This window comes from Pseudomonas sp. OTU750018, assembly GCF_011636575.1.
Lineage (GTDB): Bacteria > Pseudomonadota > Gammaproteobacteria > Pseudomonadales > Pseudomonadaceae > Aquipseudomonas > Aquipseudomonas peli.
This window is the reverse complement of record NZ_JAAPAU010000001.1, coordinates 1,475,925-1,501,996: the sequence shown is the minus strand read 5'-3', so window position 1 is coordinate 1,501,996 and position 26,072 is coordinate 1,475,925. Positions and strand designations below refer to the sequence as shown.

Here is a 26,072-nt window from a genome sequence, read left to right as displayed (position 1 = left end):
TCCCCGTGGCCAAGTCAGGTGCCACCGATCCAGACGATTCACGGGCTGGCAAGGGCCCGTGAATACCTCGCCATCAGGCGGACTTGAGGCGTTCGGCGAGTTTGCTCGCAAGTTTGGCGGTCAGCCCATAGACCGACAGTTGCGGGTTGGCGCCGATACTGGTGGGGAACAGCGAGCCGTCATGGATCGACAGGTTGCTCAGCTGGTGGTGGCGGCCCAGGCTGTCTGTGACGGCCTGCTGCGGGTTCTCACCCATGGCGCAGCCGCCCATCACGTGTGCGCTGCCCAGGCGGGTGCGGTACAGCTCCAGGCTGAGGTTATCGATCAGGCTCTTGGCTTCGGCCAGGGTTTTCACGTAACCGGCATCGGCATGCAGCGGCAGCACTGCCTTGGCACCGGCGGCGAACTGGATTTCGGCCATGGTATGGAAGGCGCGGCGTACACCATCCCAGGTGTAGTCGGTCATTTGGTAGTCGAGCACCGGGCTGCCGTCACCGCGCAGTTCCACGCGGCCTTCGGCGCTCTCCGGGTGGAAGCCGTCGCGCAGCAGGGCGAGCATCACGTTGGTGTTGGGCAGCTGTTCCATGCGCATGGCATTGTCGATGCCGAAGCGCCCGAGCAGGGTCGCTGTCAGCGCCGGTTGCAGCGGTGGCACTTCGAGCTTGTAAGAGAGGCGCCCGGCGGTGCCGTCGTCCCACTGGAAATGGTCGGAGTAGATCGACTGCGGTGCGCCGTAGAACGGGTTGATCACCTGCTCGAACAAGGCTGCAGAGAAGTTCACCAGGTGCAGGTAAGTGCGTTTGCCGGTGCGCTGATGTGGGTCTGGCGCATTCGAGCGCAGCAGCAAGCCGGGGGTGTTGATGCCGCCGCCCGACAAGACATAGTGTTTGGCTTTGACCGTGATTTTGCGGCCATTGGGCGCGACGCTGCGCTCATCCATGCCGAGGCATTCGATCCCGGTAACGTGATCGCCGTCGATCAGCAATTTATCGGCGCGGGCGAGATAGAGCAGCTCGCCGCCCTTTTCCAGGGTGGCGGGGATGGTGGTGACCAGCATCGATTGCTTGGCGTTGGTCGGGCAGCCCATGCCGCAGTAGCCGAGGTTCCAGCAGCCGCGTACGTTGCGCGGTATGACTTTCCACTCATAGCCCAACTTTTCACAGCCGCTGCTGATCACCGCGTTATTGGCATTTGGCGGTACAGCCCAGGGCGCTACACCGAGGCGCTGTTCCATTTGCTCGAACCATGGCGCCATTTCTTCAGGGCTATGGCCTTTGACGCCATGTTCCGTGGCCCAGTGCTCCAGCGTTGGAGCAGGGGTGCGGAAGCTCGAGGTCCAGTTGATTAGCGTGGTGCCTCCCACCGCGCGGCCTTGCATGATGGTGATGGCGCCGTCCTTGCTCATGCGGCCGATGCCTTCCTGATAGAGGCTGGCGTAGGCCTTGTCTTCGAGCATCTTGAAGTCGTCGCTGGTCTTCAGCGGGCCTTCTTCAATCAGCAGCACTTTGAATCCGGCAGCGCTGAGAATCTCCGCTGTGGTGCCGCCACCGGCTCCGCTACCAACGATGGCCACGTCGGCTTCCAGGGTCAGGTCGTTGTCCAGCCGTGAGCCGTTGTAGGTTTTCCAACCACGGGCCAAGCCTTCTTTGAAACTGTCGGGTACAGGCATTTAGGGTGCTCTCAGGCGAATTCTTATTAGAGATGCCGCAAGTTCAAACTGTCGGCGGGCCGGGGTAGCCGCAATGCGCCCATGACTCTGGGCGGCTGTACCAGCTCATCATCACCAGTTGCAGCAGCGACGCGTGGCCCATTTTCAGCAGGCCGATTGAGCTGTTCTGCCAGCGGTCGAGGAAGGCCTGTACATCGGCGCTTGAGGCGTTCTCCCAGCTACCCCAAATCCCGGTCAGCGGGCCGCGGGTGATCGGCAGTGCCAGTACATCGAACAGCTGCACGGTCAGTTTGAGCAGTTCCGGTGATAGGTGGTTCAGGCTGTAATCAAGGTTCGCGAGGGTGTTTGATACCGCTTGCGGCAGCTGTTCCGCGGTTACGGCGCCGGCCAGCATCACCGGGATTAAGGCATTCAGAAAGGCCAGGTCAGACTCGCGGATCACCGCAAAACCGGCTTTTGGCGTGCTGGCTGAACAGCCGCTCAGGCTGGCAGTCAGCCCCGCTGTCGCAAGCAGGGCTGAGCCCATCAAGCCAACCTTAAGCAGGCTGCGTCGGCTCAGGTTGGGCGTTTCAAGGGTGGTGTCAGGCATTATTGTTTTCACCGAGCAGGCCATGGCCCTGAGTAACCAGGGCGCGATGGAGTTAGCGAACGAAGAATTTGTACACCAGCTTCTGGATCGACTTGCCGTAAGGCGGGTAGATCATCTTGGCGGCGTTGAAGCGCTGTTTGATAAACACGCCCTTGGCCTTGCTGAAGGTGAGAAAGCCTTCATGGCCGTGGTAGTGACCCATGCCAGATGGGCCGACGCCGCCGAAGGGCATGTCATCCTGAGCCACGTGCAACAAGGTGTCGTTGATGCATACGCCGCCTGAGTGGGTTTCATGCAGCACGCGCTGTTGCTCGCCCTTGTCGTAGCCGAAGTAGTAGAGCGCCAGCGGTCGGTCGCGCTCGTTGATAAAGCTGAACGCGTCGTCCAGCTTGTCGTAGGGGATGATCGGCAGCAGCGGGCCGAAGATCTCGTCCTGCATCACCTTCATGTCATCCGTCACGTTCAGCAATACGGCATAGGGCATGCGTCGGCCCTGAGCCGCGGGATAAAGCGGGACAATGGTTGCGCCCTTGCCTTCGGCGTCCTGCAGGTAGCTGTTCAGGCGTTGCTGCTGGCGCTCGTTGATAATCGCGGTGTAGTCGGGGTTGTCGGCAAGTGTTGGGTAGAAGCCCAGCACAGCATTGCGGTAAGCCTCGACAAAGCCCTCCACGCGGTCTTTCGGCACCAACACATAATCCGGGGCCACGCAGGTCTGGCCGGCGTTCATAGTTTTGCCGAAGGCGATGCGCTCGGCAGCGTCACTCAGCGGCACATCAGCACTGACGATGGCAGGCGATTTACCGCCCAGTTCCAGCGTCACAGGGGTCAGGTTGTCAGCGGCGGCGCGCATTACGTGCTTGCCGATGCTGGTAGCGCCGGTGAACAGCAGGTGATCAAAGGGCAGCTTGGAGAAGGCCATGCCGACTTCCGCTTCGCCCAGCACCACGGTGACCAGGTCTTCGGGGAACACCTTGGCCAAAAGGTCTTTGACCAGTTGCGAGGTGGCGGGTGTCGACTCGCTCATCTTGATCATCACCCGGTTACCGGCCGACAGCGCGCCAACCAGCGGCCCGATGGCGAGGAACAGCGGGTAGTTCCACGGCACGATCACACCAACCACGCCCAGTGGCTGGTAGATGACCTTGGCGGCGGCGGGCATAAACTGCATGCCGACGCTGCGGCGTGAAGGCTTCATCCATTTCTTGATGCGTTTAGTCGCGTAGTGAATGCCATGCAAGCTAGGCATCAGCTCGGCGAGCAGGGTTTCGTCAGCGCTGCGGTTGCTGAAATCCTGGGAGATAGCGCGGATTAGCGCATCACGTTCGTTGCTGAGCAGATCGCGCAGCACGTTGAGCCACTGGATGCGCTGCTCGGCCGAAGGCATCGGGTTTGCCTTGAACGCCTCACGCTGCCGGGCAAAGCCGTTCTCCAGCTGACTGAGCTGTTGTTGGCTGTTGTGCAGGCTTTGTTCAAGGTAAGCGACGTCGGCGACCATGGTATTGCTCCTCGGCATTCCAGCAGTGCAGTGCTTCAGAGGGTCTGAGCCGCTGCAGAAAAGGTGTGCTGGATTTTTAGAGCAATTGCTCTAATCTGTCAAATAGGATGCCGGGGTCAGTCGACGGACGCAGCCCATCGAACAGTTGGTGCCGTATGCCAGTTGGTGTGCGGGTAACACTTTGGCTGTTTCTGCGTGTACCTTTGCCGGGCTTTTGAGTCGAGATCGAGCCGCTATGTCCGTCCCACTGAAAACCCGCGAACGCATCATTCAGGAAAGCCTGGCGCTGTTTAATGCGCAGGGTGAGCGCAGTGTCACCACCAACCATATCGCGGCGCACCTGGGGATTTCGCCGGGTAACCTGTACTACCACTTCCGTAACAAGCAGGCGATCATCGCCGAGTTGTTTGCCCTCTATGAAAGTCAGGTAGATACCTTTCTGCGCCGTCCTGAAGGCCGTGCGCTGACGGTGCAGGACAAGACCTTTTACCTCGAAGCGCTGTTGGCGGCGATGTGGCATTACCGCTTTCTGCACCGCGACCTGGAGCACCTGCTCGACAGCGACCCTGAGCTGGCTGAACGTTACAAGCTGTTCTCGCAGCGCTGCCTACAGCGCGCGCAGGGTATTTATCAGGGCTTTGTCGAGGCCGGCATCCTGCTCATGGATGCGGCGCAAATCGAGGCGCTGACCCTCAACAGTTGGATAATCATGACCTCCTGGGTGCGCTTTCTCTGCACCACCCGTGGCAATCCTGGCGATCTGAGTCAAGAGATGCTGCGTCGAGGTATCTATCAGGTATTGGCGCTGGAAGGTGGCTATATAGCGCCGCAGGCGCGTGATGCCGTAGAGGCTCTTTACTCCAAGTTATATGTGCCGTTGCAGCGAGTAGTGAGTTGATTTATTGATGCGGGGCTGGTGGTTTGCGCGTTTTATTAGAAATGAGGGTCTTTACTGGCGATGCGTCGTCGGGGTCGCTGCTGCACAGCTAGCTTGAGTGTAAATTTAAAGTTACTTGAGTGTTTTAAGCGTTAGTGAATTAAAAATAATATTAACTTTATATCTTATGAGTGGCTTGTCTTTGCTATAAGTTTGGCGTCATTTGTATGGCGCTGGTGTATTAACTTGCGCTGCTTGTGTCTGTTGTGAATAATGGCTTTGCATTTTATTGCGCTCTATTATATTCGAGTGTTTTTTAAGGTTAAACAAGGTCGGTTTTAGTTAATTCGTATGGCTATTAGATTTAACCGTTTTTGGAGTCGCCAGCTGCTTAATGTTTTGGGCGCTTGGGTGGCCTGTTCAGGCTGTCTTTCTTCCGCTTATGCATCCTCTGATGTGCCGCAGAGTGTCGCGTTCTGGTACGCCGCCAATCCGCCATTTAGCGAGCTTGCTCAGTTCGATTGGAGCGTGCTCGAGCCCGAGCACGTCCAGAAAAAAGATGTGGAGTTGCTGAGGGCTCAGGGCAGTCAGCCGTTTGCCTACTTATCCGTTGGTGAGTTTCACGGCGACTTGGCCGTGGTCGGTGAGGGTGCGCAGGCTTCGACTGAGAAGAATGTGCGCAACCAAGCCTGGAATAGCCAGGTGATGCGGTTGACATCCCCGGTGTGGCGGGCGCATTTGCTAAAGCGCGCGGCTGAGCTTCGCGCCGCAGGGTATTCAGGCCTGTTCCTCGACACCCTTGATAGCTTTCAGTTGCTGCCTGAAGATGAACGAGAGGCTCAGCGCCTTGCCCTGCGAGATTTTCTTGTTGAGTTGCACCGTCGCGAACCCAGCTTGAAACTGTTTTTCAATCGCGGCTTTGAGGTGTTGTCCGAGTTGCCGGGTGTTGCTGCTGCCGTGGCGGTTGAGTCAATTCATGCCGGCTGGGATGCTTCAAGGCGCTCATACCGCGTCGTGCCTCAGGACGATCGTGATTGGCTTGAGCTACACCTACAGCCATTGCGCGCTCAGGGTATTCCGCTCGTTGCGATTGATTATTTGCCGCCAGAGCGTCGCGATGAGGCTCGCGAGCTGGCGCGGAAGCTGCAGTCTGAGGGCTTTATTCCTTATGTCACCCTGCCTGACCTGAATTACCTGGGAGTCAGCTCGATCGAGGTGCAGCCGCGTCGAATTGCGTTGATCTATGATCCCCGTGAAGGGCCTATGGAGGACAATCCAGGCCATATCTCGTTGGGTGGATTACTCGAGTACCTGGGTTATAGGGTGGATTACCTGCCCTCAGATGCATTGCCTGTCGGGCCAATGAGTGGGTTGTATGCAGGCGTTATTACCTGGATGACCAGTGGCTCGCCCGCCAATGCCCAGGCCTTTAATCAGTGGCTCATTGCACGCATGGACGAGCATATCCCCCTGGCGATTTTTGCGGGGTTGCCGACTGAGAACGATGGCGTACTCAAACGCCTGGGGCTGCGCTTCATGTCCGCGACCTTGAGCGGAGCGGCGGAAGTGGTCGAGCACGATGCTAAATTGTTGGGTAGCTTCGAGGCGCCGCTGGTTGCGCGCAGCCGCGATTTGCCTGCGTTGACTGTGCTTGATGGAGATACTCAGCCAGTGCTGGCGCTGAAGGGGCGTGAGCCGGGTGTTTATACGCCAGTGGCTATAGGGGCGTGGGGCGGGATTGCACTGTCACCTTATGTGTTCGAAGAGGCGCAGGGGCAACGCCGCTGGATTCTCGACCCCTTTGCCTTCTTGCAGCGTGCATTGCAATTGCAGGTCATGCCCAGGCCCGATGCCACCACTGAGAATGGTCGCCGCATCGCCACTGTGCACATTGATGGTGATGGGTTCGTATCTCGCGCCGAGATCCCCGGTACGCCTTATTCCGGCGTTGCCGTCCTCAAGGAGTTCATCCGGCCCAATCCCTTTTTGACTTCTGTCTCGGTGATTGAGGGCGAGGTCGGGCCGCGGGGGAAGTACCCTCACCTTGCTCGTGAACTTGAGCCGGTTGCCCGGGAAATCCTGGCTGACGACAAAGTAGAAGTGGCTACACATACCTTCAGCCATCCTTTTTTCTGGCAACCTGAGTTGGCAGCAAAGCGTGAGGGCTTCAACCCGGAATATGGCTACATGATGGCGATTCCGGGGTATGACAAGCTGGATTTCACGCGTGAAATTGTCGGGTCTCGAGACTACATCAATCAGCGCCTCACCACGGCTAAAAAACCAGTGAAAATGGTGTTCTGGTCGGGTGATGCCATGCCGGATGCTGACACCATCAAGCTGGCTTACGACAGCGGTCTGGCCAACGTCAATGGCGGCAATACGGCATTGACCAATGCCTACCCATCGCTCACAGGTCTCTATCCGCTGATTCGGCCGACTGCGGGGGGGCTTCACTACTACGCGCCGGTGATTAACGAGAACGTCTACACCAACTTGTGGACAGGTCCTTATTACGGTTTCCGCGGGGTGATGGAAACCTTCGCGCTGACCGATAAACCTCGCAGATTGCGCGGGCTTCACCTGTACTACCACTTCTACTCAGGCACTAAACAAGCCTCCATCAAGGTGATGCACGATATTTACCGTGATATGCAGGATCAGCAGCCCATCTCGCTGTGGATGAGCGATTACATTCCACGCATGCATGGTCTCTATCAAGCCAGCTTGGCTAAGCGCAGTGATGGGAGTTGGCAAATCCGCGCGATGGACGGGTTGCGTACCGTGCGACTTGACCCTGCAATGGGTTGGCCCGATCTGCGTCGTTCTGAGGGTATTGCTGGTGTACGTGATCTGCCTCAAGGCCGCTATGTTCATTTAAGCCGTGACCACGCTGTGCTGGTCTTGCGTGATCAGCGCGATCCGCGTCCATCGCTTGAACAAGCCAGCCTGCCATTGCTGGCGTGGGATTATTTGGATGAGCAACGCGTGCGTCTGTCGTTCGCGGGCAACCTGCCGTTGAGCTTCAGTGTTCGCGCAACTGGCAGTTGCAGCCTGGTCGTGGCGGGGAAAACATACGCTGGACTTCAGCGGCAGGGGTTATGGCATTTTGATGTGCCACTGAAGCAGGTGCTTGATGCCCAACTCACCTGCCGTTAAAACCAGGCGTTTGCTGAGCCCATGGACCCTGTTGCTGGTTGCTCTACTCGTCGGTGGCCTGCTGGTGCTGGTCTATAAAGGCGAGGATGCATTTCTGCCAGACGGCAAGCAGCCAGATGCCGTATCGATCAACTATTCGGAACTGCTGCTTGAGGCGCACCCTCAAGACCAGGCGCTGCGCCTCAGCCTGATTGAGCAATTGATTGCCTTGGGTGATTACCCACGCGCACGCAGCCATCTGCTCAAACTCAGCCCCGCGGGAGTAGACAGCCTCCCTTTTTACCGTGCTGAGCTTGATGCTTTGCAGGCATTGGCCGATCCGCAAGGTATTGAGCCTTCCCTCAAGAAACAGCTGATTGAAAGCTTTGCTGCGCTCGATCGTTCGGTGTTGTCCGATGCTCAACGATTACGTATGGCGAAATATGCCTTGGCGTTGGGTGCGCCAGCGCTGGCGGCACCAGTTTATGCTGAATTGGCAGCGCGTGACCCCGCGCGTCAAGTGGAATGGCTTGGCGAGGCCGCGAAATGGTACCTCGCCAGTGGTAACGCTCAGTTAGCCGCTGATTTGTACTTGGAGTTGATGGCGTCCGCAGCCACCCCAGATGCGCGTATGGACTTTCTTGAGCAGGCTTTCTACAGCCTGTTGTCCGCTGAGCGCGGCGAGCGTGCGGTGGAGTTGCTCAGTCAGCACATGCTTGAGCTGGACGGAACAGACACTGTTCTGTTGGAGGCAGCGGTGAGGGCCTCTGTCGGCAGTCATCGTTATGATTTGGCCGAATTGTTCGTGGAGCGCTGGCGTTCCCAGCGTCCCTCAGATCCTGAGGCGTTAGCCGTGGAAATGCGGCTACACCTGGCCGCCGGTGACCTTGAACGTGCGTGGGCGACCGGGCAGGTGTTGCTCCACGATAGACCTGATGATCTTGAGCTGTTGTCGCAAATGGCCAAGCTGGCGGAGTGGACCGCACGGCCCCAGGACGCACTGCGTTATTGGGTGATGGCCTTACAGCTCACAGAGGATGCCTCCATGCGCGAGCATGCCTGGCGCCTGGCTGCCCAGCTGTTTGACTTTGATCAAGCAATTCCCTTGTTGGCACAGTTGGCGCAACAGCGCCGGCTAACCGATGAAGAGCTGGATGCATTGGTTTACAGCCACCAATCGCGGGGTACACCTGAGCAGGGTGAGGCTTGGTTGCGCAGCTATGTGCGGCAGTACCCCGAGCAGAAGATCGCCTGGGTGCGTCTGCAGCAGATTCTCGAGCATACCTTGCAATATGAGCAGGAATCCCACTTGTGGGCCGAGATAGATAAACGCTTCGGTTTGACCATCGAACAGCGGGTACGGTGGGCGGAAGTGGATTGGGCGCGGTTTGATGCGCCTGCGGCCTGGGCTGTGCTGGATGCTATCGATAATACTCAGGTGGAAAGCAGCGATTACTGGTTTCTGCGCGGTAACCTCGCCTGGGAGCTGGAGCGCGACGATGATGTGCGTGCTGCATACGAGCGGCTCTTGGCGCTGGATGGAACGCTAGGCAGTAATGCCGAAGAGCGTTTGATCCATATTTATACCCAGCAAGCCCCCGAAAAGGCCTTGGCTCTGCTGATTCAGAGTTGGCAGCGTAATGCGGATCCAAGACGGTTGAGCAGTGCGCTAAGCCTGGCGGAACAATTGGGGGAGTGGCAGCAACTGCAGGCGCTGGTCGACCAAGCCAGCCGCTCGCCTAGTGGTGCTCGGCAAGCCTCGGTGTTGAGCGCGCGTGGCGTGCTCGCCAGCCGGAGCGGGCGAATGGATGAGGCCGAACGTATTTATCGCCTGGGGTTGAGCCTATACCCGGATCAGAACGTATTTCGTCAGCGCTTGCTTTGGCTGTTTATTGATCAGGGTCGCCGAGATGAACTGCCGGTTTTGCTGCAACAATGGCGGGCTTTAGCTGCCAATGACGGTGAACTGTGGCTGCCATTCGCCAGTGCCAATATGCTGTTAAACCGCACGGGGCCGGCACTGGGCTGGTTCAGAATGTACCTAAAGTTGCGCCCTGGTGACTGGCTGGTTCAGTCCGCCTATGCCGATGCCTTAGAAGGGGCGGGCTATGCGGATAAGGCCTTGCGCCTACGTACCTTTCTACTGTCGCGCATTAAGCCTGGGCAATTGGCAGGCAATCCTGAACGTTACAGCATGTACTTGCGCCTGTTGGGCGGTACGCAGTCTATGCGCAGTGCCGAGCGCCAGGCGCTGATGTGGCAGGACGGCTCGTTGCCAATGTTGCAAGTCTGGTTCACTCAGTTTCTCACCCAACTTGATGCTAGCAATCAGGCAGCGTTGAAAGATCAATGGCTGGCCTGGGCGCGCAGTCAAGGGTTGAGCATCAGTCGCTATGAGCAGCTGCAAGAAGCGCTGCGTGCGCAGAACCGCCAACAGCTTGAGCATCTGCTTGCGGAGGGTGGGCTTGACCCCTCTCAGCGTGTCGAGGCGCTTACTCGCTTGGGTCGCAGTGGTGCGGCTTTAGGTGAAGGCTTGGCCAGTCTGTCGGATGAACAGGTCTCCGGTGTGCGCCAGCAGTTGCTGCGTCAGACTGTGGAACTGCACGAGCGCATGCCGCAGGGCATGCAGCTTGGCTGGATGCAGCGTGACTTTGGCGGTATTGACCTGTACGGCCCGTCTCTGCAAATAGCCCGGCACGTAGGCAACGACTGGTATGCCGACGTGAGGCTCAGCCAGGCGCAGTATGACGGTGAGACGCTCGACAGTGATGTGCTGGGTCGCGAGAGAAATGCCAAGTTGATGTTGCAGCGTGAACTGAGCGATGGCGCTTTTGCCCTGACTTTTGATGGCAGTTTACGCACTGATGAGGATCGCCTGGGGTTTGGTGTTTTGCGTTCGTGGCAGGTGTCCTCGCGTGATGAACTGCAGCTAGGGCTGGACTGGCATCGGGAAACTGATCAGGGTGGACTGCTGCGGGCATTGGGCATGCGTGATGGCCTGAATGTCAGTGGACGGCACAGCTTCTCAGCGCGTGATCAACTCAACTGGTCGCTGGGGCATCAGCGGTTTGCGACGCGTCAGGGCGATGCGATTGGCAATGGTGAAGAGTTCAACCTCGAACTCACGCATGCAGTTTTTTTTGAGGGGCCCGCCTGGTTACTTCGTAGCGGTGTGAACTACCAGAACAACCGTTTAGAAAGTGGTATTGATCCCGATCTTCTGAGCACACGGCAGGAGATTGACGAGCAAGGTGACACCATCAGTGTGCCCAATGGCGGGCCATTGAATATTGAAGGTGCCGTGGCGAGTGACCTGCTGCAGGAGCGTTTCGGCCAGTTGTATGTCGGCAGCACTTGGCGGCGTGGTTTTCCCGGTGCACTGAACCGTGGGCGCGCTCAGTACACCTGGTTGGTCGACGTACTCGCAGGTTGGCAGTGGACCGAGCAAGAGTTCAATTACGCAATCAATACCGGCTTGGGTGTGGAAGTGTTGGGTGATGACGAGCTAGCCGTGACCTTCGGTTACCAATCGGCACCGCGCAGTGGTGGTGGCGAGGCGGGTGGGACTTTTGGTTTGACCTATAGCGCCCGTTTTGGGCGTTGATCAGAGATTTAACAGGAGAAATACACGATGTTATCCATTCGCTGCCTGGCCCTGATGGCCGTTGCACTTTTGGTCACGGGCTGTTCAAGCTTCACCCGCGAAGCGAGTGAAGCGCTGCCGCGTGACGCACAGTGGGGGCTGTTGCCGCTGATCAATTATTCCCAAGCACCGCAAGCGGGTGAGCGCAGCGAGCACATTTTGCTCAGTGTGATGGCCGAGGAGGGATTGCGCCCACGGCTGTACCCCGTCGTTACGCAAGATGAAATGCCCCTGCTGGATGATCGTGAGCGCTTTAATCAGGCATTGGCGTGGGCGCGTCAGGAAAACCTTGATTACGTTGTCAGCGGCAGTGTTGATGAATGGCAATACAAAAGCGGTCTCGATGGCGAGCCAGCCGTGGGTATCAGCCTGCAGATCATCGAACCGAACAGTGGCCGTGTAGTGTGGAGCAGCAGTGGCGCTCGCGCCGGCTGGTCACGCGAAAGCCTGGCAGGGACTGCGCAAAAAGTGTTGCGTGAGCTTATTGGCGATTTGTCGCTCGAGTAATTGTTATGGACTCGGCGCACAAGGATTTCACGCTAGCCCCACGTGCCAGTTCGCACGTTTCGTGGCTGGAAACACTGATACTGACTGGGCTGGGACTGGGCCTGGGGTATTGGCTGTCACCTCATGATCCAATGTTGGTACACAACACTTTCCCGTGGTTGGTGTTGGCGCCCCTGTTGCTGGGTATGCGCTATGGCTTTATGCATGGCCTGATCAGTGCGGTGCTGCTGGTGTTGGTTTTGTTTGCCTACCGCGCGAGCGGTTATGTGGTGTATCAGGACATACCGGAGTCGTTCATCGTTGGCGTGCTGATTACCGGCATGCTAGTGGGGGAGTTTCGCGACATCTGGGAGCGTCGTCTGGAACGCCTGGACATGGCCAACGACTATCGGCAGCTGCGCTTGGATGCGTTTACGCGCACGCACTACATGCTACGCATCTCTCACGACCGCCTTGAGCAGCGGGTGGCAGGTAATGACCGCAGCTTGCGCAGCTCGCTGTTAGGCTTGCGCAGCCAATTGCGTGCGTTACCCCGTGGTGACGATGCGTTGGCCGCGCTCGCTGAGTCGATCATGAACTTGCTGGCACAATATGGCTCGTTCCATGTGGCGGGGTTGTACCGTGTAGCTCCCAGTGGTCAGCTTGAATTGCAACCACTGAATAGCTTGGGTGCGGGCAAACCCATGCGGGCAGATGATTTGCTCGTCAAGCTTTGCCTGGAACGCGGTGAGTTGCTAAGTGTGCGGGAAGACCTGTTAGAGCGTGGTGAGAGTCGCGAGCATTCCCAGTACCAAGCGTGCATTCCCTTGGTCGACACCGAAGGTCGGATCCTGGCGCTGCTGGCTGTTGAGCAGATGCCGTTTTTCTCCTTCAACGACAGAACCTTGAGCCTTTTGGCGATTCTAGCCGGACACATTGCCGACTTGTTGTTGAGTGATCCGCAGGCGCTTCAGCTCGAGGACAGTGATGCCCAGGTGTTCAGTCAGAACCTCAAGCGTTGTTTACACGATGCCCAGCAGCATGGCCTTGATGCCTATTTGTTGGGTTTCACCGTGGGCCCGTCAGCGCACCGTGAGGAATTGTTGAACCTGCTCGAAAGCAGTCAGCGCGGACTGGACCTGCAGCTCAAGTCTGTTGATCAGTCGAATCCCTGCGTGTTGGTGTTGCTGCCACTGACATCGGCTGAAGGCTCCAAGGGTTACCTGCAGCGTCTGCACAGCATGCTCACTGAGCGTTTTGGACTGGGGCAGACGCTGGAAAGTCTCGGTGTACGCACCCACCACTATGACATCGGCGTCGGGCGTGAGCGCGAAGCATTGCGTCACTTCCTATTCAATGAGTGTGGGTTCGATGATAAGCAAGTGGCTGTTTAGCGGCGCCTTTGTATTTGAGTTAGGCAGTTGGGGGGCGTTGTTCCAAGAGATGCCTATCGGCGCGGCCGCGCTGCTGTTCGTTTCTGCCCATGGCATCAGCAGCGCGCTGCTGGCGGCCGGTGTCTGGCTGCTACTGCCAAATCGCTACAAATTTCCATTGCCGTGGAGCCCGCTGTTTATCTTCAGCCTGTCTTTCTTTGTCCCGGTACTGGGCGCTATTGGGGTGGCCATCGCGGTCTTTCCGGCGCTGTACATGCCGCGCACGCAAAAAGAACAGGCCTGGGATGCGATCGGCGTCCCTGATCTGCCGTTTCGTCCGCAAGAACGCAGCCGTGACTTGATGTTCCAGGACGGTGGTTTACAGGACGTATTGCGCCATGCGCCCAGTGCGCAAAAGCGCGTGAGTGCCTTGTTTGCCACCCGACGGATGCCCAGCAAGGACTCGATCCCCATTCTCAAGCTGGCGCTGCGCGACCCTGCGGATGATGTGCGATTACTGGCCTACTCGATGCTTGATCGGCAAGAAAGCGAGATCAATCACCGTATCCAAGTGTCACTGCAGCAACTGGCCGATGCGACCGGTACTCACAAAGCCGCTGTGCATGCCACGCTGGCGCGCTGGTATTGGGAGCTGGCCTACCTGGGGCTGGCTCAGGGCAGTGTGTTGGAGCATGTACTCAAGCAGGCGCGTGAGCATGTCAACAGTGCCCTGGAGCAAGGTGCGGGCGACGACAGTCATCTTTTGGCTGCACGGATCTCCATGGAAATGGGCGATCTTGAAAGGGCGGAGCAGCATTTGCTGGACGCTCAAGCAGCAGGCATTGATTTAGAAAAGCTGCTGCCGTTTATGGCTGAAATTGCGTTCTCCCGCGGCGATTACACCGCGATTGCGCAGCTGCTACGACAGCTCCCCGAGGACATGCTGACGCGGCCGCCCTTTGCGGCCCTGGCGAGATACTGGTTATGAAAACTCCTGCAGTTGAGGCACCTATTGCAGATATCTGCCTATTGCTGGAAGGGACTTGGCCGTATGTCCGTGGCGGGGTATCTAGCTGGGTCAACCAACTGATTCTCGGCCTGCCTGAGCTGACCTTTTCGGTATTTTTTATTGGCGGTCAAAGCGGTGCGTATGGCAAACGCCAATACGCTATTCCGGCGAATGTCGTGCATATCGAGGAACACTTCCTCGAAAATGCCTGGAAGCCCGGTGATGCAGTCGTTGCCGCCAAGCGTGAGGGGCCGCGTCAGCTGATGCGCGACATGCACGTCTTTCTCCACCATCCAGACGAGCCCAGCCTGGAGCAAGGTCAGGCCATGTTGGAAAACCTCGCCAATGGCGCGATGAGTCTGGACGATGTGCTGCACAGCCGCGCTAACTGGGAGGCCATCACCGAAGGCTATGTGCGCCACTGCAGCGACCCTTCGTTTGTGAATTACTTCTGGACACTGCGAACCATGCAGGCGCCGCTGGTGATGCTGGCTGAGGCTGCGCGCAAGCTGCCGCGTGCGCGCATGTTGCACTCGATCTCAACGGGCTATGCGGGTCTGCTGGGCAGTATCCTGCAGCACCGCTGGAAGTGTTCGTACGTGATCAGTGAGCACGGCATTTACACCAAGGAACGTAAAATCGACCTGGCTCAGGCGAATTGGATTTCCGAAAGCCCGGATGAAATGCTGCGCACCGGCCTGGATGCCGAGGTCAACTATATCCGTCGGTTGTGGATCCGTTTTTTCGAGCGAATTGGTTTGCTGGCCTATCGGTCAGCCGATCCCATCATCGCGTTGTATGGAGGTAATCGCACTCAGCAGATTAATGATGGCGCTGACCCCGCTCGCACGCGGGTCATTCCTAATGGCATCTCGATGGAAGCCTGGAAAGACGCCATGCAACAGCGTCCTGAAGGCATTCCCAAGGTGGTTGGGCTGATTGGTCGGGTCGTGCCGATCAAGGACGTTAAAACCTTTATCCGTGCCATGCGGGGCGTGATCAGTGCCATTCCAGAGGCCGAAGCGTGGGTCGTCGGGCCTGAAGAGGAGGACCCGGAATACGCGCAGGAATGCCACAACTTGGTCCTGAGCCTGGGGTTGGAGGGTAAGGTCAAGTTTCTCGGCTTCCGCCGAATACACGAATTGCTGCCTTCTCTGGGCATGATGGTGTTGACGTCCATCAGCGAAGCGCAGCCATTGGTTATCCTCGAAGCATGGGCCGCAGGTACACCGGTTGTGAGCAGCGACGTGGGCTCGTGCCGTGAACTGATCGAAGGTGCGCCGGGTGAGGATCGCGAGCTTGGTATCGCCGGTGAGGTGGTGGCCATCGCAGATCCGCAGGCTACTGCGCGCGCGATTGTCGAACTGCTCAATAACCCGCAGCGCTGGCATGCCGCCCAGGCGGTCGGGCTGGAACGCGTCAATCGGTTCTACACCGAAACCCTTATGCTAGAGCGCTATCGCACCCTGTACCGCGAAGCCATGGAGGCTGTTTGATATGGCTGGTATTGGTTTTGAGCTGCGCAAGATACTGTCGCGTGATTCTTATTCGGCAACGCTACGGGCATACCTCTATGCGGGCTTGATCAGTTCCGGACCCTGGGTGCTGTCGATCATCAGTGTGATGTTGATCGGGGTGATCAGCCTTGGGGTGGTTGTGCCGGACAATACCGTGCGGCAGTTCTTGGTCACGGTGACTTACCTGATGGCCAGTTCGCTGATTTATACCGGCGGCGCGCAGCTGTTTTTTACCCGCTTCATTTCTGACAGGCTGTTTGAGAAGAAGAACGACCGTATCCTGCCCAATCTGCTGGGCATCATGCTGATCGTCACGCTGTCCTCGGGTGTGCTGGCCAGCCTGGTCATGGGCTTTATGTTCGACGAGCCCTTTGCGTATCGCCTCTTGGTACTGGCCAACTTCGTAACGCTCTGCAACCTGTGGTTGGTGATCATTTTTCTATCGGGCATGAAAGCCTATAACCGCATTCTGCTGGTTATGCTTGTGGGCTATTCATTGATGGTTTTGTGCGCTTTTTTTCTGCGCTTTTTGCACATGAATGGTCTGCTGCTGGCCTTGCTGATCGGTCATGGCAGCCTGCTGTTTATGTTTCTGTTCGATATCTTGCGTGAGTACCCCGCCAAGCAACTCGTTGCGTTCGACTTTCTCCAGCGTCGTCAGGTTTTTATCAGCCTGCTGGTCACGGGCTTTTGTTACAACCTGGGCATCTGGATCGATAAGTTCATCTTCTGGTTCAACCCGCAGACGTCCAGCGAGGTTATCGGCCCGCTGCGCGCCTCGATGCTCTACGACTTGCCAATCTTCCTGGCGTACCTGGCCATTATTCCGGGGATGGCGGTGTTTCTGGTGCGCATCGAAACCGATTTTGCCGAGTGGTATGAGCGGGTCTACTCGGCGATTCGCGGCGGGCAGACGCTGCAGCATATTGGCGTACTCAAAGAACAGATGATTTTGGCCATCCGCCAAGGCTTGCTAGAAATCTGCAAGGTGCAAGGCTTGACCGTGGTCCTGCTGTTCCTCCTGGCACCGGCAATGTTGGAGTGGCTGGGTATTTCAGCGTATTACCTGCAGCTGTTCTACGTTGACCTGATTGGGGTGAGTATTCAGGTGGTGTTCATGGCGTTGCTGAACGTGTTTTTCTACCTCGATAAGCGCGCCATTGTGCTGGAGCTTTGTGTGCTGTTTGTGGTGCTCAACGCTGCTCTCACATTGCTGAGCCAGTATATGGGGCCGACGTTCTATGGTTATGGCTTCACCCTGTCGTTGCTGGTGTGCGTATTACTCGGTCTGACGCGTCTCTCCAGTTCGCTTGAAGACCTGGAATACGAGACGTTTATGCTAAGCCGCTAAGCCGCTAAGCCGCTAAGCCACTGCGGAATGCGCCGTTCCAGGTAGTAACCTGGTTTGGTCAGGCTGCCTTCGACAAAACCGACATGACCGCCATTAGCGTGCAGTTCGAAGTCGATGCTGGGTGATAGCTCGCTGGCTTCGGGCAGGCTGTGGGGGAAGACGAAGGGATCGTCCGCGGCCTGGATAATCAGCGTCGGTGTCTCGATCTGGCCGAGAAAGTAGCGGCTGGAAGCGCGGCGGTAGTAGTCCTCGGCATCGGCATAACCGTGCAGCGGCGCGGTGATACGCCCGTCGAAATCCCAGAAGGTGCGCATATTGTCCAGCGGGCCGAGTTTCTCCAGGGTGGACAGTCGGTCGGCCATGCCCTGGTGGGCAAACAGGCGCTGCTTGTCTTTCACGTAGGCCACCATCTCGCGCATAAAGTGGCTCTGGTAAACCCTGGAAAAGCCCATGCCGATGCGGTCGGCGCACTGATCCAGACGAAACGGCACCGACACCGCCGCTGCGCCCTGCAGCTGGCTGTCGGCCCCGGTTTCACCCAGGTACTTGAGCAGCACATTACCGCCCAGGGAATAACCCACGGCATAGATCGGTGCCATCGGCCGTTGGGCGCGCAGGTGGCGCACGGTTTCCGCCAGGTCCTCGCTGGCGCCGGAGTGGTAACCACGGGCCAGCAGGTTCGGCTCGCCGGAGCAGCCGCGCCAGTTCAGCGCCACGCTGGCCCAGCCCTGAGCTGCCAGTTGCTGCTGCAGCCCCAGTACGTACAGTGAGTCGGATGAGCCGGTCAGACCATGTAGCACCAACACCAGCGGTGCGTCGGCCTGGTGTGGGCCGTGCCAGTCCATATCGAGAAAGTCGCCATCCTCCAGCCACAACCGTTCGCGCGTGCGCTCAAGTTTCGCCGGTTGGCGACACATCGGGTTCCACAGGGTTTGCAGATGCGGGCCGGGTAGCCACCAGGCGGGTTTGAAGGGCGTGGTCATGGACTGGTATCGCTAGGGAAAGCGCCCAGGCTAGGGCCTTGGGCGGTGAAACGGAAGCGCTATGACTGGGGCGAATAACAGAACCTGACTTAGGGTGGGCTTGTTCTGCTTCCTGGTGGGTTGTGCCACATCCCGCTGGGGATTAAACCCTGCTGATCTGCTCCGGCTCACCCACCCTGCAAAAGCCCTACGCGGCTGTGCGCTGCCACAACGCGTAATACACCTGCCCCGCCTTCTGCTCACGGTGCAGGCGCCAGTTGCCAGGCATGCCGAGGCTGGAGGGCGGGTTCTCGCTTTCGGTGTAGACCCAGGCGTCGGCCGCCAGCCAGCCGTTCTGCTCGAGCAGGGTGCAGGCGGGCAGCAGCAGGTTCTGATTGAACGGTGGGTCGAGAAACACCAGATCGAACGGCATGGCTGCTGGGCTCTGCAGGTAGAGCAGGGCGTCGGTCTGCTGCAGCTGGCCGTTGTCGCATTTCAGCGTTTGCAGGTGCCCGCGCAGGCTGTTGATGGCGGCTGGGTTGAGGTCCAGCGCTAGGGCGCTGCCGGCACCGCGCGACAGCGCTTCGAGGAACAGTGCGCCGCTACCGGCGAACAGGTCGAGCACCTTGGCCCCTTCAACGTAGGGCGCCAGCCAGTTGAACAGGGTCTCGCGCACACGGTTCGGTGTTGGCCGCAGCCCGGCAGCCATGGGGAAGTTGAACTGGCGCGAGCGCCATTGCCCGCCGATGATCCGCAGCTGGCCATCGCCGCTGTGGGCGGGGTTGGCTTTTGGCGGTTTGGGTCGCTTGCTCATCAGTGCTCCGGGACGCCAGTGGGTTGCTCGGCAGGGTTGTCGGTGGGCGGTGGCAGTTCTTTCTGCGCCACGCTTGGGCCGGCGGTGACGATCACCAGGGCGTCCGGGTTGAGGTGCTTGGCCATGGCCGCTTTAACCTGCTCGACACTCAGCGCGTCGACGTCGCGCATAAAGTCTTCCAGGTAGCTCAGCGGCAGGTCATAGAAACCCATTGAGCCGAGCTGGCCGACGATCGCCGCGTTGCTCGCGGTGGACAGCGGGAAGCTGCCGGCCAGTTCGCGTTTGGCGTTGTTCAGCTCTTCTGCAGTCGGGCCGTTCTTGATGAAGTCGGCTAGCATGCTTTTGACCAGTTGCAGGGTGCCGTCGCTGAGTTCGGCGCGGGTCTGCAGGTTGATCATAAAGGGGCCACGCGCCTGCATGGCGCTGAAGCCGGAGTAGACGCCATAGGTCAGGCCGCGCTTCTCGCGTACTTCAGTCATCAAACGGGTGCCGAAGCCACCGCCGCCGAATACCTGGTTGCCCAGGTAGAGCGCGGCGTAGTCCGGGTCGCGGCGGTCGATGCCGAGCTGGGCAATCATCAGGTGGGTCTGGTTCGAAGGGAACTCGATATGTTGCAGGCCCGGCTTGGGCTCTTCCGGTTGGGCGATACGCGGCAACGCCGGGCCTTTCGGCAGGGCGGCGGACACCTGGCTGGCCAGGGCTTCGGCATCGCCGCGCGAAAGGTCGCCGACCAGCGCGATAATCGCGTTATTGGCGGTGTAGGCCTTGGCGTGGAAGGCCTGCAGCTGCTCACGGCTGATGGTCGGGATCGACTCGGCATTGCCGTCGCTGGAGTGCGCGTAGGGATGCATGCCGTACAGGCGCTCGAACAGCGCCAGGCTGGCCAGCTTGCCGGGGTTCTGCTTCTGGTATTCGAAGCCGGCCAGCAGCTGGTTTTTGATCCGCGCCAGTGCGTCTTCCGGGAAGGTCGGCTGGCCGAGCACCTGATTGAACAGCTGCATGGCCGGCTCGCGCTTGTCCGCAGCACTGAGGCTGCGCAGGCTGGCGATGGCCATGTCGCGGAATGCGCCGTTACCGAAGTTGGCGCCGAGATCTTCGAAACCTGCTGCGATTGCGCCGACATCCTTGCCCGGTACGCCTTCATTGAGCATGGCGTTGGTCAGCATGGCCAGGCCCGGAACGCCATCATCATGGCTGCTGCCGGCGGCAAAGGTCAGTTGCAGGTCGAACATCGGCAGCTCGCGGGCTTCGACGAACAGCACCTTGGCGCCTTCAGCGGTCTGCCAGGTCTGGATGTCCAGATCGCGGCGGCTGGGCGGCTGATCGCCAAGGGCGGCCAGGGATTCGATGCTGGTCGATTCGGCGGCCGCAGCCGGGGTTGGGCTGCTATCCGGGCGGTTGATCACCAGGGCCAGCAGCGCCATCAATATCAGTAGCGCCAGGCCGAGCAGGCCGTAGCGCAGGCCATTGCGCTCACTCATTGCGCTTCTCCTCAGGCAGAACATGGGCGACGCTCAGGCGGTCGCGGGTAAAGAAGGTGCTGGCGGCTTGCTGGATATCGGCCGGGGTGACGGCCTCCAATTCGGCCAGTTCCTGATCAATCAGCTTCCACGACAGGCCGACGGTTTCCAGCTGGCCGATGGCGGTGGCCTGGCTGGTGATCGAGTCACGCTCGTAAACCAGGCCGGCGATCACTTGCGCACGTACGCGGGCCAGTTCCTCGGCGCTTGGCGGGGTGTTTTTCAAGTCCTCCAGCTCACGCCACAGACCGGCTTCGACCTGCTGCAGCGTCTTGCCGGTCTGCACGTTGGGTGTGGCGGAGAGGATGAACAGGCTGTCGCCACGGGAGAACCCGTCGTACCAAGCTGAGGCGCCGGATACCAGCTCCTCGCCGCGCTCCAGGCGGGTCGGCAGGCGGGCGCTGTAGCCGCCATCGAGCAGGGCGGCAGCCAGACGCAGGGCATGCACCTGGCGCGGTTGTTCAGCGGTGGCCAGGCCTGGCACGTTAAAGCCCATCATCAGGCTCGGCAGCTGGGTTTTCAGGTGCAGGGTGATACGGCGCTCGCCCGGTGCGGCCAGCTCACGCGGCGCTTTCGCGGTGGGCACAGTGCGCTTGGGAATGGCGCCGAAGTAGCGCTCGGCAAGGATCTTCACCTCGGCGACGCTGACGTCACCGACCACCACCAGGGTGGCGTTGTTCGGCGCGTACCAGGCTTCGTACCAGGCGCGCAGCTCCTCGACGGTCATGCGCTCAAGGTCGGCCATCCAGCCGATGGTCGGGGTGTGGTAACCGCTGGCGGGGTAGGCCATGGCCTTGAAGCGTTCGTAGGCCAGGCTCGACGGTTTGTCGTCGGTGCGCAGGCGGCGCTCTTCCTTGATGACTTCGATTTCCTTGGCGAACTCATCGGCCGGCAGCTTGAGGCTGGCCAGACGGTCGGCTTCCAGTTCCAGGGCGATGGCCAGGCGGTCGCGGGCCAGCACCTGGTAGTAGGCGGTGTAATCGTCACTGGTGAAGGCGTTTTCCTCGGCGCCCAGTTCACGCAGGATGCGCGAGGCTTCGCCGGGGCCGAGCTTGCGGCTGCCCTTGAACATCATGTGTTCGAGGGCGTGGGACAGGCCAGTCTGGCCGGGTGTCTCGTAGCTGGAGCCGACCTTGTACCAGAGCTGGCTGACCACCACCGGCGCACGGTGGTCTTCACGGACGATGACCTTGAGGCCGTTGTCCAGGCTGAATTCGTGGGTCGGCTGGGTTTCTGCGGCGAAGGCCAGCAGGGGTGTGCAGAGCACGCCGAGCAGCAGGGCTGCAGTGCGTTGGGCAATCATATGCATAGGTTATCGACCTGTCGGACGGGCCCGCTTGGTCTTAGCGTCGGCGGGCGCGGAGGTGCTAGGATACGCATCCGTTTTACTGGCGACCACGCCTGCTAAGGCTTCTGATTGTTTCCGCGTGCACTCTTCAGCTTTTAATGCCGCGTGAGCAGTGCTTTCAGAGGCCATGGTCTGCGCGTCGCACCTTTGAGATAGCCGTCCTCCATGTTTGGTTCCAACGACGACAAGAACACGCCCGCGCCCTCTACGCCGCCCTCTGCCGAAAAACCCGCAGAGAAGAAAGACCTGTTCGGCTGGCTGCGTAAAAAGCCGCAAGCGCCGGTCACGCCCGAACCGCCATCAGCTACGGTGAACGAGCAGCCTGTTACTCCGGCTGTCGTTGCGGCTGAGGTCACTGAAACTGCTCCTGTGCCTGCTGCGCCGATCAGCGAAGTGGCCGCGCCAGTTGAATCGCCGGTTAATACGCCCGAGCCTCAGCCGGCTCCAGTGGCTCCCGTTGAGCAAGCTGCCGTCGTCCTGCCTACGCCGGCTGACACCAGTGGCTTAAACCCGGCGCCACGTCCCTCGCGTTTTCGGATCAACGCGGGCAGCGAAGTCCTGCATGCGCACATTGAGGTACCGGTGGTTGAACCGGTCGTCGAGCCACCGGTGGCCGCACCTGCTGTCGTAGAACCTGTCGCAGCGCCGGCTAAAAGCGCTGAGGAGAGCCGTACCGGTTTCCTTGAGCGCCTCAAGCAGGGCCTGTCGAAAACCAGCGCCAGCCTTGGCGAGGGCATGGCCAGCCTGTTTCTGGGCAAGAAAGTCATCGACGATGACCTGCTCGAAGACCTGGAAACCCGCCTGCTGACGGCGGATGTGGGCGTTGAAGCCACCACGGCGATCATCGGTAACCTGACCAAACGCGTGGCGCGCAAGGAACTGGCCGACAGCGGCGCGTTGTACAAGGCCCTGCAGGACGAGCTGGTTGCGCTGCTAAAACCGGTCGAACAGCCGCTGAAAATCGACAGCAGCAAACAGCCCTATGTGATTCTGGTGGTCGGTGTAAACGGCGCTGGCAAGACCACCACCATCGGTAAGCTGGCGAAGAAGCTCCAGCAGGATGGCAAGAAAGTCATGCTCGCCGCCGGCGACACCTTCCGCGCCGCTGCCGTTGAGCAGCTGCAGGTGTGGGGCGAGCGCAACCAGATTGCGGTAATCGCCCAGCACACTGGGGCCGACTCCGCTTCGGTGATCTTCGATGCGGTGCAGGCCGCCAAGTCGCGCGGCATGGATGTGCTGATCGCTGACACCGCCGGGCGTCTACACACCAAAGACAACCTGATGGAAGAGCTGAAGAAGGTCCGTCGGGTGATTGGTAAGCTCGATGACACCGCACCACACGAAGTGCTGCTGGTGCTGGATGCTGGTACTGGGCAGAACGCGATCAATCAGGCCAAGCAGTTCAACCAGACGGTCAACCTGACCGGCCTGGCGCTGACCAAGCTGGACGGTACGGCGAAAGGCGGGGTGATCTTTGCCCTGGCCAAGCAGTTTGTATTGCCGATTCGCTATATCGGGGTGGGTGAGGGCATTGATGACCTGCGCACCTTCGAGGCCGAAGCCTTTGTTCAGGCGCTGTTCGCGGAGAAATAGGATGATCAAGTTCGAACAGGTCGGTAAACGCTATGCCAACGGCCACATCGGGCTGCATGAGCTGAGCTTCCATGTGCGCCGTGGCGAGTTCCTGTTCGTCACCGGTCACTCCGGTGCTGGCAAGAGCACTTTGCTGCGCTTACTGCTGGCGATGGAGCGGCCGAGCAGCGGCAAATTGCTGCTGGCCGGGCAGGATTTGTCGCATATCACCAATGCACAAATTCCGTTCCTGCGTCGGCAGATCGGTGTGGTGTTCCAGAACCATCAGCTGCTGTTCGATCGCAGTGTGTTCGACAATGTGGCGCTGCCGCTGCAGATTCTTGGTCTGTCCAAGGATGAGATCGGCACCCGTGTGCGTACTGCGCTGGAGCGGGTTTCCCTGGCCGACAAGGCCGAGCAATCGCCTGGCGACCTGTCCACCGGTCAACAGCAGCGCGTCGGCATTGCCCGCGCCATCGTGCATCGGCCGGCCCTGCTGCTGGCGGATGAGCCCACCGGTAACCTCGATCCGCGCCTGGCCGCCGAGATCATGGGTGTATTCGAGGACATTAACCGGTTGGGCACTACCGTGCTGATCGCCAGTCACGACCTAGCCCTGATCGCGCGCATGCGCCACCGCATGTTAACCCTGCAGCGCGGCCGCCTGATCGGCGATGGGGAGGCCGCATGAGCGCCACTCGTATGCCGCCTCCGCAGCCCGCGCAGCGCGTCGGTGCCGCACCGAAGAAATCCGAGTCGCCAACGCCGGGCGACGATGGCCCAAGCTTTACCCACCAGTTGCACGCCTGGCTGGAAAACCACCGCGCCAGCCTGGTCGACAGCCTGCGCCGTCTGGCTAAACAGCCGATTGGCAGCTTCTTTACCTGCCTGGTGATGGCCGTGGCCCTCAGTCTGCCGATGGGCTTGGCCTTGCTGCTGGATAACGTTGAGCGCCTGGGGGTGTCCTGGCAGCGTGCGGCGCAGATTTCCCTGTTTATGCAGATCGATGCCACGGACGCCCAAGGTCAGGCACTGCGTGAGCAGATCGCCGCGATGGACGATGTGGAAGAGGCCGAGTGGATCAGCCGCGAACAGGCTTTGAGCGAGTTTCAGCAGCAATCCGGGCTGGGTGAAGCGCTGAAGGAACTGCCGGATAACCCGTTGCCTGGGGTGATTGTGGTGACGCCGCAGCAGGTCGATAAGGTTGCTCTGGAGGCCCTAAGGCTGCGGTTGGCCGAACTACCACGGGTGCAGCAGGCGCAACTGGACCTACTTTGGGTCGAACGCCTGAGCGCCATGCTCAAGCTGGGTGAGCGCTTCGTCTTTGGCCTGACCTTACTGCTGGTGATGGCGTTGCTGCTGGTGATCGGTAACACCATTCGCCTGCATATCGAGAACCGCCGCACCGAAATCGAAGTGATCAAGCTGGTTGGCGGTACCGACAGCTATGTGCGTCGCCCCTTCCTCTACATGGGCACGCTGTATGGTTTGGGCGCTGGGCTGCTGGCCTGGCTGCTGCTGGCCTATGGCCTTGGCTGGCTGAACGACGCTGTGGTGCGCTTGGCCGGTTTGTACGGCAGCGACTTCGCCCTGGCGGGTGTGCCGATAGCCGATGGTCTATCCCTGCTGCTCGGCGCGGTCCTGTTGGGCTATATTGGCGCCTGGCTGGCGGTCGCAAGGCACTTGAGCGAGCTGGCCCCTAGATAGTAAGTTATTGTTTTGCTTGATATTGACTATGTGTAAGGGAACTTGTACCTCGGTATAAAGTCCCAAGGAGCAGTGCTAGACTGCTCCACGATTCGTAAGTCGGAGGATTCAAATGTCCACTTCTTTGCAACCTGTTCATGCTCTGGTTCCGGGTGCCAACCTAGAAGCATACGTGCATGCGGTAAACGGCATCCCGCTGTTGACCCCCGAGCAGGAGCGTGAACTGGCGGAAAGTCTCTTCTACAAACAAGACCTCGAAGCCGCCCGGCAAATGGTGCTGGCTCACCTGCGTTTTGTTGTGCATATCGCCCGTAGCTACTCCGGTTATGGCCTGGCTCAGGCCGACCTGATTCAGGAAGGTAATGTCGGCCTGATGAAGGCGGTTAAGCGTTTCAACCCGGAAATGGGTGTGCGCCTGGTGTCGTTTGCCGTGCACTGGATTCGCGCCGAGATCCACGAGTTCATCCTGAAAAACTGGCGCATCGTCAAAGTCGCCACCACCAAGGCGCAGCGTAAGCTGTTCTTCAACCTGCGCAGCCAGAAGAAGCGTCTGGCCTGGCTGAACAACGACGAAGTGCATGCAGTTGCCGCAAGCCTCGGTGTTGAACCGCGTGAAGTGCGCGAAATGGAAAGCCGCCTGACCGGCCATGACATGGCCTTCGACCCAGCAGCCGAAGCGGACGACGAAAGCGCCTTCCAGTCGCCGGCGCATTATCTGGAAGACCATCGCTACGATCCGGCGCGTCAGCTGGAAGATTCCGACTGGAGCGACAGCTCCACCGCCAATCTGCACGAGGCGCTGGAAGGTTTGGATGAGCGCAGCCGTGACATCCTCTACCAGCGCTGGTTGGCTGAAGAGAAAGCCACACTGCATGACCTGGCCGCCAAGTACAACGTATCGGCCGAGCGCATTCGTCAGTTGGAGAAGAACGCGATGAATAAGCTCAAGGGCTCAATCGCTGCGTAAATCGCGCTACTGTCAAAAGCCGCACCCAGGTGCGG

19 protein-coding genes are annotated in these 26,072 nt (G+C 59.4%); 12 read left to right on the top strand and 7 right to left on the bottom strand.

Annotated features, from left to right (window positions below; all coding sequences use genetic code 11):
- Positions 1–73: 73 nt before the first annotated feature.
- From HCI85_RS07070 to HCI85_RS07060, 3 genes are read right to left on the bottom strand one after another with little or no spacing between them, the layout of a single operon-like run.
- Positions 74–1,669 carry a GMC family oxidoreductase gene (locus HCI85_RS07070; protein ID WP_167143480.1) on the bottom strand — a complete coding sequence of 532 codons (1,596 nt, stop codon included), beginning with the start codon at positions 1,667–1,669 and terminating at the stop codon, positions 74–76.
- 43 nt (positions 1,670–1,712) lie between these two features.
- The gene (locus HCI85_RS07065; protein ID WP_167143477.1) at positions 1,713–2,258 is read right to left on the bottom strand and encodes a twin-arginine translocation pathway signal protein; all 546 of its coding nucleotides are present in this window, start codon (positions 2,256–2,258) and stop codon (positions 1,713–1,715) included.
- Between the two features lie 52 nt (positions 2,259–2,310).
- Positions 2,311–3,753 (bottom strand): coniferyl aldehyde dehydrogenase, encoded by a 1,443-nt coding sequence (locus HCI85_RS07060; protein WP_167143474.1) that lies wholly within the window; start codon positions 3,751–3,753, stop codon positions 2,311–2,313.
- Between the two features lie 235 nt (positions 3,754–3,988).
- Between HCI85_RS07060 and HCI85_RS07055 the strand changes: the two genes are divergently transcribed.
- From HCI85_RS07055 to pelG, 8 genes are all read left to right on the top strand, one after another.
- Positions 3,989–4,651 carry a TetR/AcrR family transcriptional regulator gene (locus tag HCI85_RS07055; protein WP_167143471.1) on the top strand — a complete coding sequence of 221 codons (663 nt, stop codon included), beginning with the start codon at positions 3,989–3,991 and terminating at the stop codon, positions 4,649–4,651.
- A gap of 330 nt (positions 4,652–4,981) precedes the next feature.
- On the top strand, positions 4,982–7,789 hold the full coding sequence (locus HCI85_RS07050) for a bifunctional glycoside hydrolase 114/ polysaccharide deacetylase family protein (RefSeq protein WP_167143468.1): 2,808 nt from the start codon (positions 4,982–4,984) through the stop codon (positions 7,787–7,789).
- Positions 7,767–11,372 carry a tetratricopeptide repeat protein gene (locus HCI85_RS07045; protein WP_167143465.1) on the top strand — a complete coding sequence of 1,202 codons (3,606 nt, stop codon included), beginning with the start codon at positions 7,767–7,769 and terminating at the stop codon, positions 11,370–11,372. The genes HCI85_RS07050 and HCI85_RS07045 overlap by 23 nt, the downstream gene beginning before the upstream one ends.
- A 27-nt stretch (positions 11,373–11,399) precedes the next feature.
- On the top strand, positions 11,400–11,918 hold the full coding sequence (locus tag HCI85_RS07040) for a penicillin-binding protein activator LpoB (RefSeq protein ID WP_167143462.1): 519 nt from the start codon (positions 11,400–11,402) through the stop codon (positions 11,916–11,918).
- 5 nt (positions 11,919–11,923) lie between these two features.
- Positions 11,924–13,291 carry a PelD GGDEF domain-containing protein gene (locus HCI85_RS07035; RefSeq protein WP_160085819.1) on the top strand — a complete coding sequence of 456 codons (1,368 nt, stop codon included), beginning with the start codon at positions 11,924–11,926 and terminating at the stop codon, positions 13,289–13,291.
- Positions 13,269–14,258: a tetratricopeptide repeat protein gene (locus tag HCI85_RS07030; protein ID WP_167143459.1), complete on the top strand. Its 990-nt coding sequence runs from the start codon at positions 13,269–13,271 to the stop codon at positions 14,256–14,258. The genes HCI85_RS07035 and HCI85_RS07030 overlap by 23 nt, the downstream gene beginning before the upstream one ends.
- Positions 14,255–15,775: a GT4 family glycosyltransferase PelF gene (pelF, locus tag HCI85_RS07025; protein ID WP_090250189.1), complete on the top strand. Its 1,521-nt coding sequence runs from the start codon at positions 14,255–14,257 to the stop codon at positions 15,773–15,775. Before HCI85_RS07030 ends, pelF begins: the two co-directional genes overlap by 4 nt.
- 1 nt (position 15,776) lies before the next feature.
- On the top strand, positions 15,777–17,147 hold the full coding sequence (pelG, locus tag HCI85_RS07020; RefSeq protein ID WP_167143456.1) for an exopolysaccharide Pel transporter PelG: 1,371 nt from the start codon (positions 15,777–15,779) through the stop codon (positions 17,145–17,147).
- Here pelG and HCI85_RS07015 read toward each other — a convergent pair.
- The 4 genes from HCI85_RS07015 to HCI85_RS07000 all read right to left on the bottom strand — a co-directional run bounded on the left by HCI85_RS07015 (position 17,144) and on the right by HCI85_RS07000 (position 21,752).
- Complete coding sequence (locus tag HCI85_RS07015) at positions 17,144–18,130, bottom strand: hydrolase (protein WP_167143453.1); 987 nt, start codon at positions 18,128–18,130, stop codon at positions 17,144–17,146. The genes pelG and HCI85_RS07015 overlap by 4 nt on opposite strands.
- A gap of 187 nt (positions 18,131–18,317) precedes the next feature.
- On the bottom strand, positions 18,318–18,923 hold the full coding sequence (rsmD, locus tag HCI85_RS07010) for a 16S rRNA (guanine(966)-N(2))-methyltransferase RsmD (RefSeq protein ID WP_167143450.1): 606 nt from the start codon (positions 18,921–18,923) through the stop codon (positions 18,318–18,320).
- A complete protein-coding gene (locus tag HCI85_RS07005) occupies positions 18,923–20,404 on the bottom strand; it encodes a M16 family metallopeptidase (protein WP_167143447.1) in 1,482 nt (493 codons plus the stop codon). The genes rsmD and HCI85_RS07005 overlap by 1 nt, the downstream gene beginning before the upstream one ends.
- Positions 20,397–21,752 (bottom strand): M16 family metallopeptidase, encoded by a 1,356-nt coding sequence (locus HCI85_RS07000; protein ID WP_167143444.1) that lies wholly within the window; start codon positions 21,750–21,752, stop codon positions 20,397–20,399. Before HCI85_RS07000 ends, HCI85_RS07005 begins: the two co-directional genes overlap by 8 nt.
- A gap of 204 nt (positions 21,753–21,956) precedes the next feature.
- On the opposite strand from HCI85_RS07000, the gene ftsY reads away from it, so the two are divergent.
- The 4 genes from ftsY to rpoH all read left to right on the top strand — a co-directional run bounded on the left by ftsY (position 21,957) and on the right by rpoH (position 26,037).
- On the top strand, positions 21,957–23,384 hold the full coding sequence (gene ftsY, locus HCI85_RS06995; protein ID WP_167143441.1) for a signal recognition particle-docking protein FtsY: 1,428 nt from the start codon (positions 21,957–21,959) through the stop codon (positions 23,382–23,384).
- Between the two features lies 1 nt (position 23,385).
- Positions 23,386–24,054 (top strand): cell division ATP-binding protein FtsE, encoded by a 669-nt coding sequence (ftsE, locus tag HCI85_RS06990; RefSeq protein ID WP_090250172.1) that lies wholly within the window; start codon positions 23,386–23,388, stop codon positions 24,052–24,054.
- Positions 24,051–25,070: a permease-like cell division protein FtsX gene (gene ftsX / locus HCI85_RS06985; protein ID WP_090250169.1), complete on the top strand. Its 1,020-nt coding sequence runs from the start codon at positions 24,051–24,053 to the stop codon at positions 25,068–25,070. The genes ftsE and ftsX overlap by 4 nt, the downstream gene beginning before the upstream one ends.
- A gap of 112 nt (positions 25,071–25,182) precedes the next feature.
- Positions 25,183–26,037 (top strand): RNA polymerase sigma factor RpoH, encoded by an 855-nt coding sequence (rpoH, locus tag HCI85_RS06980; RefSeq protein WP_167143438.1) that lies wholly within the window; start codon positions 25,183–25,185, stop codon positions 26,035–26,037.
- The last annotated feature ends 35 nt before the right edge of the window (positions 26,038–26,072 follow it).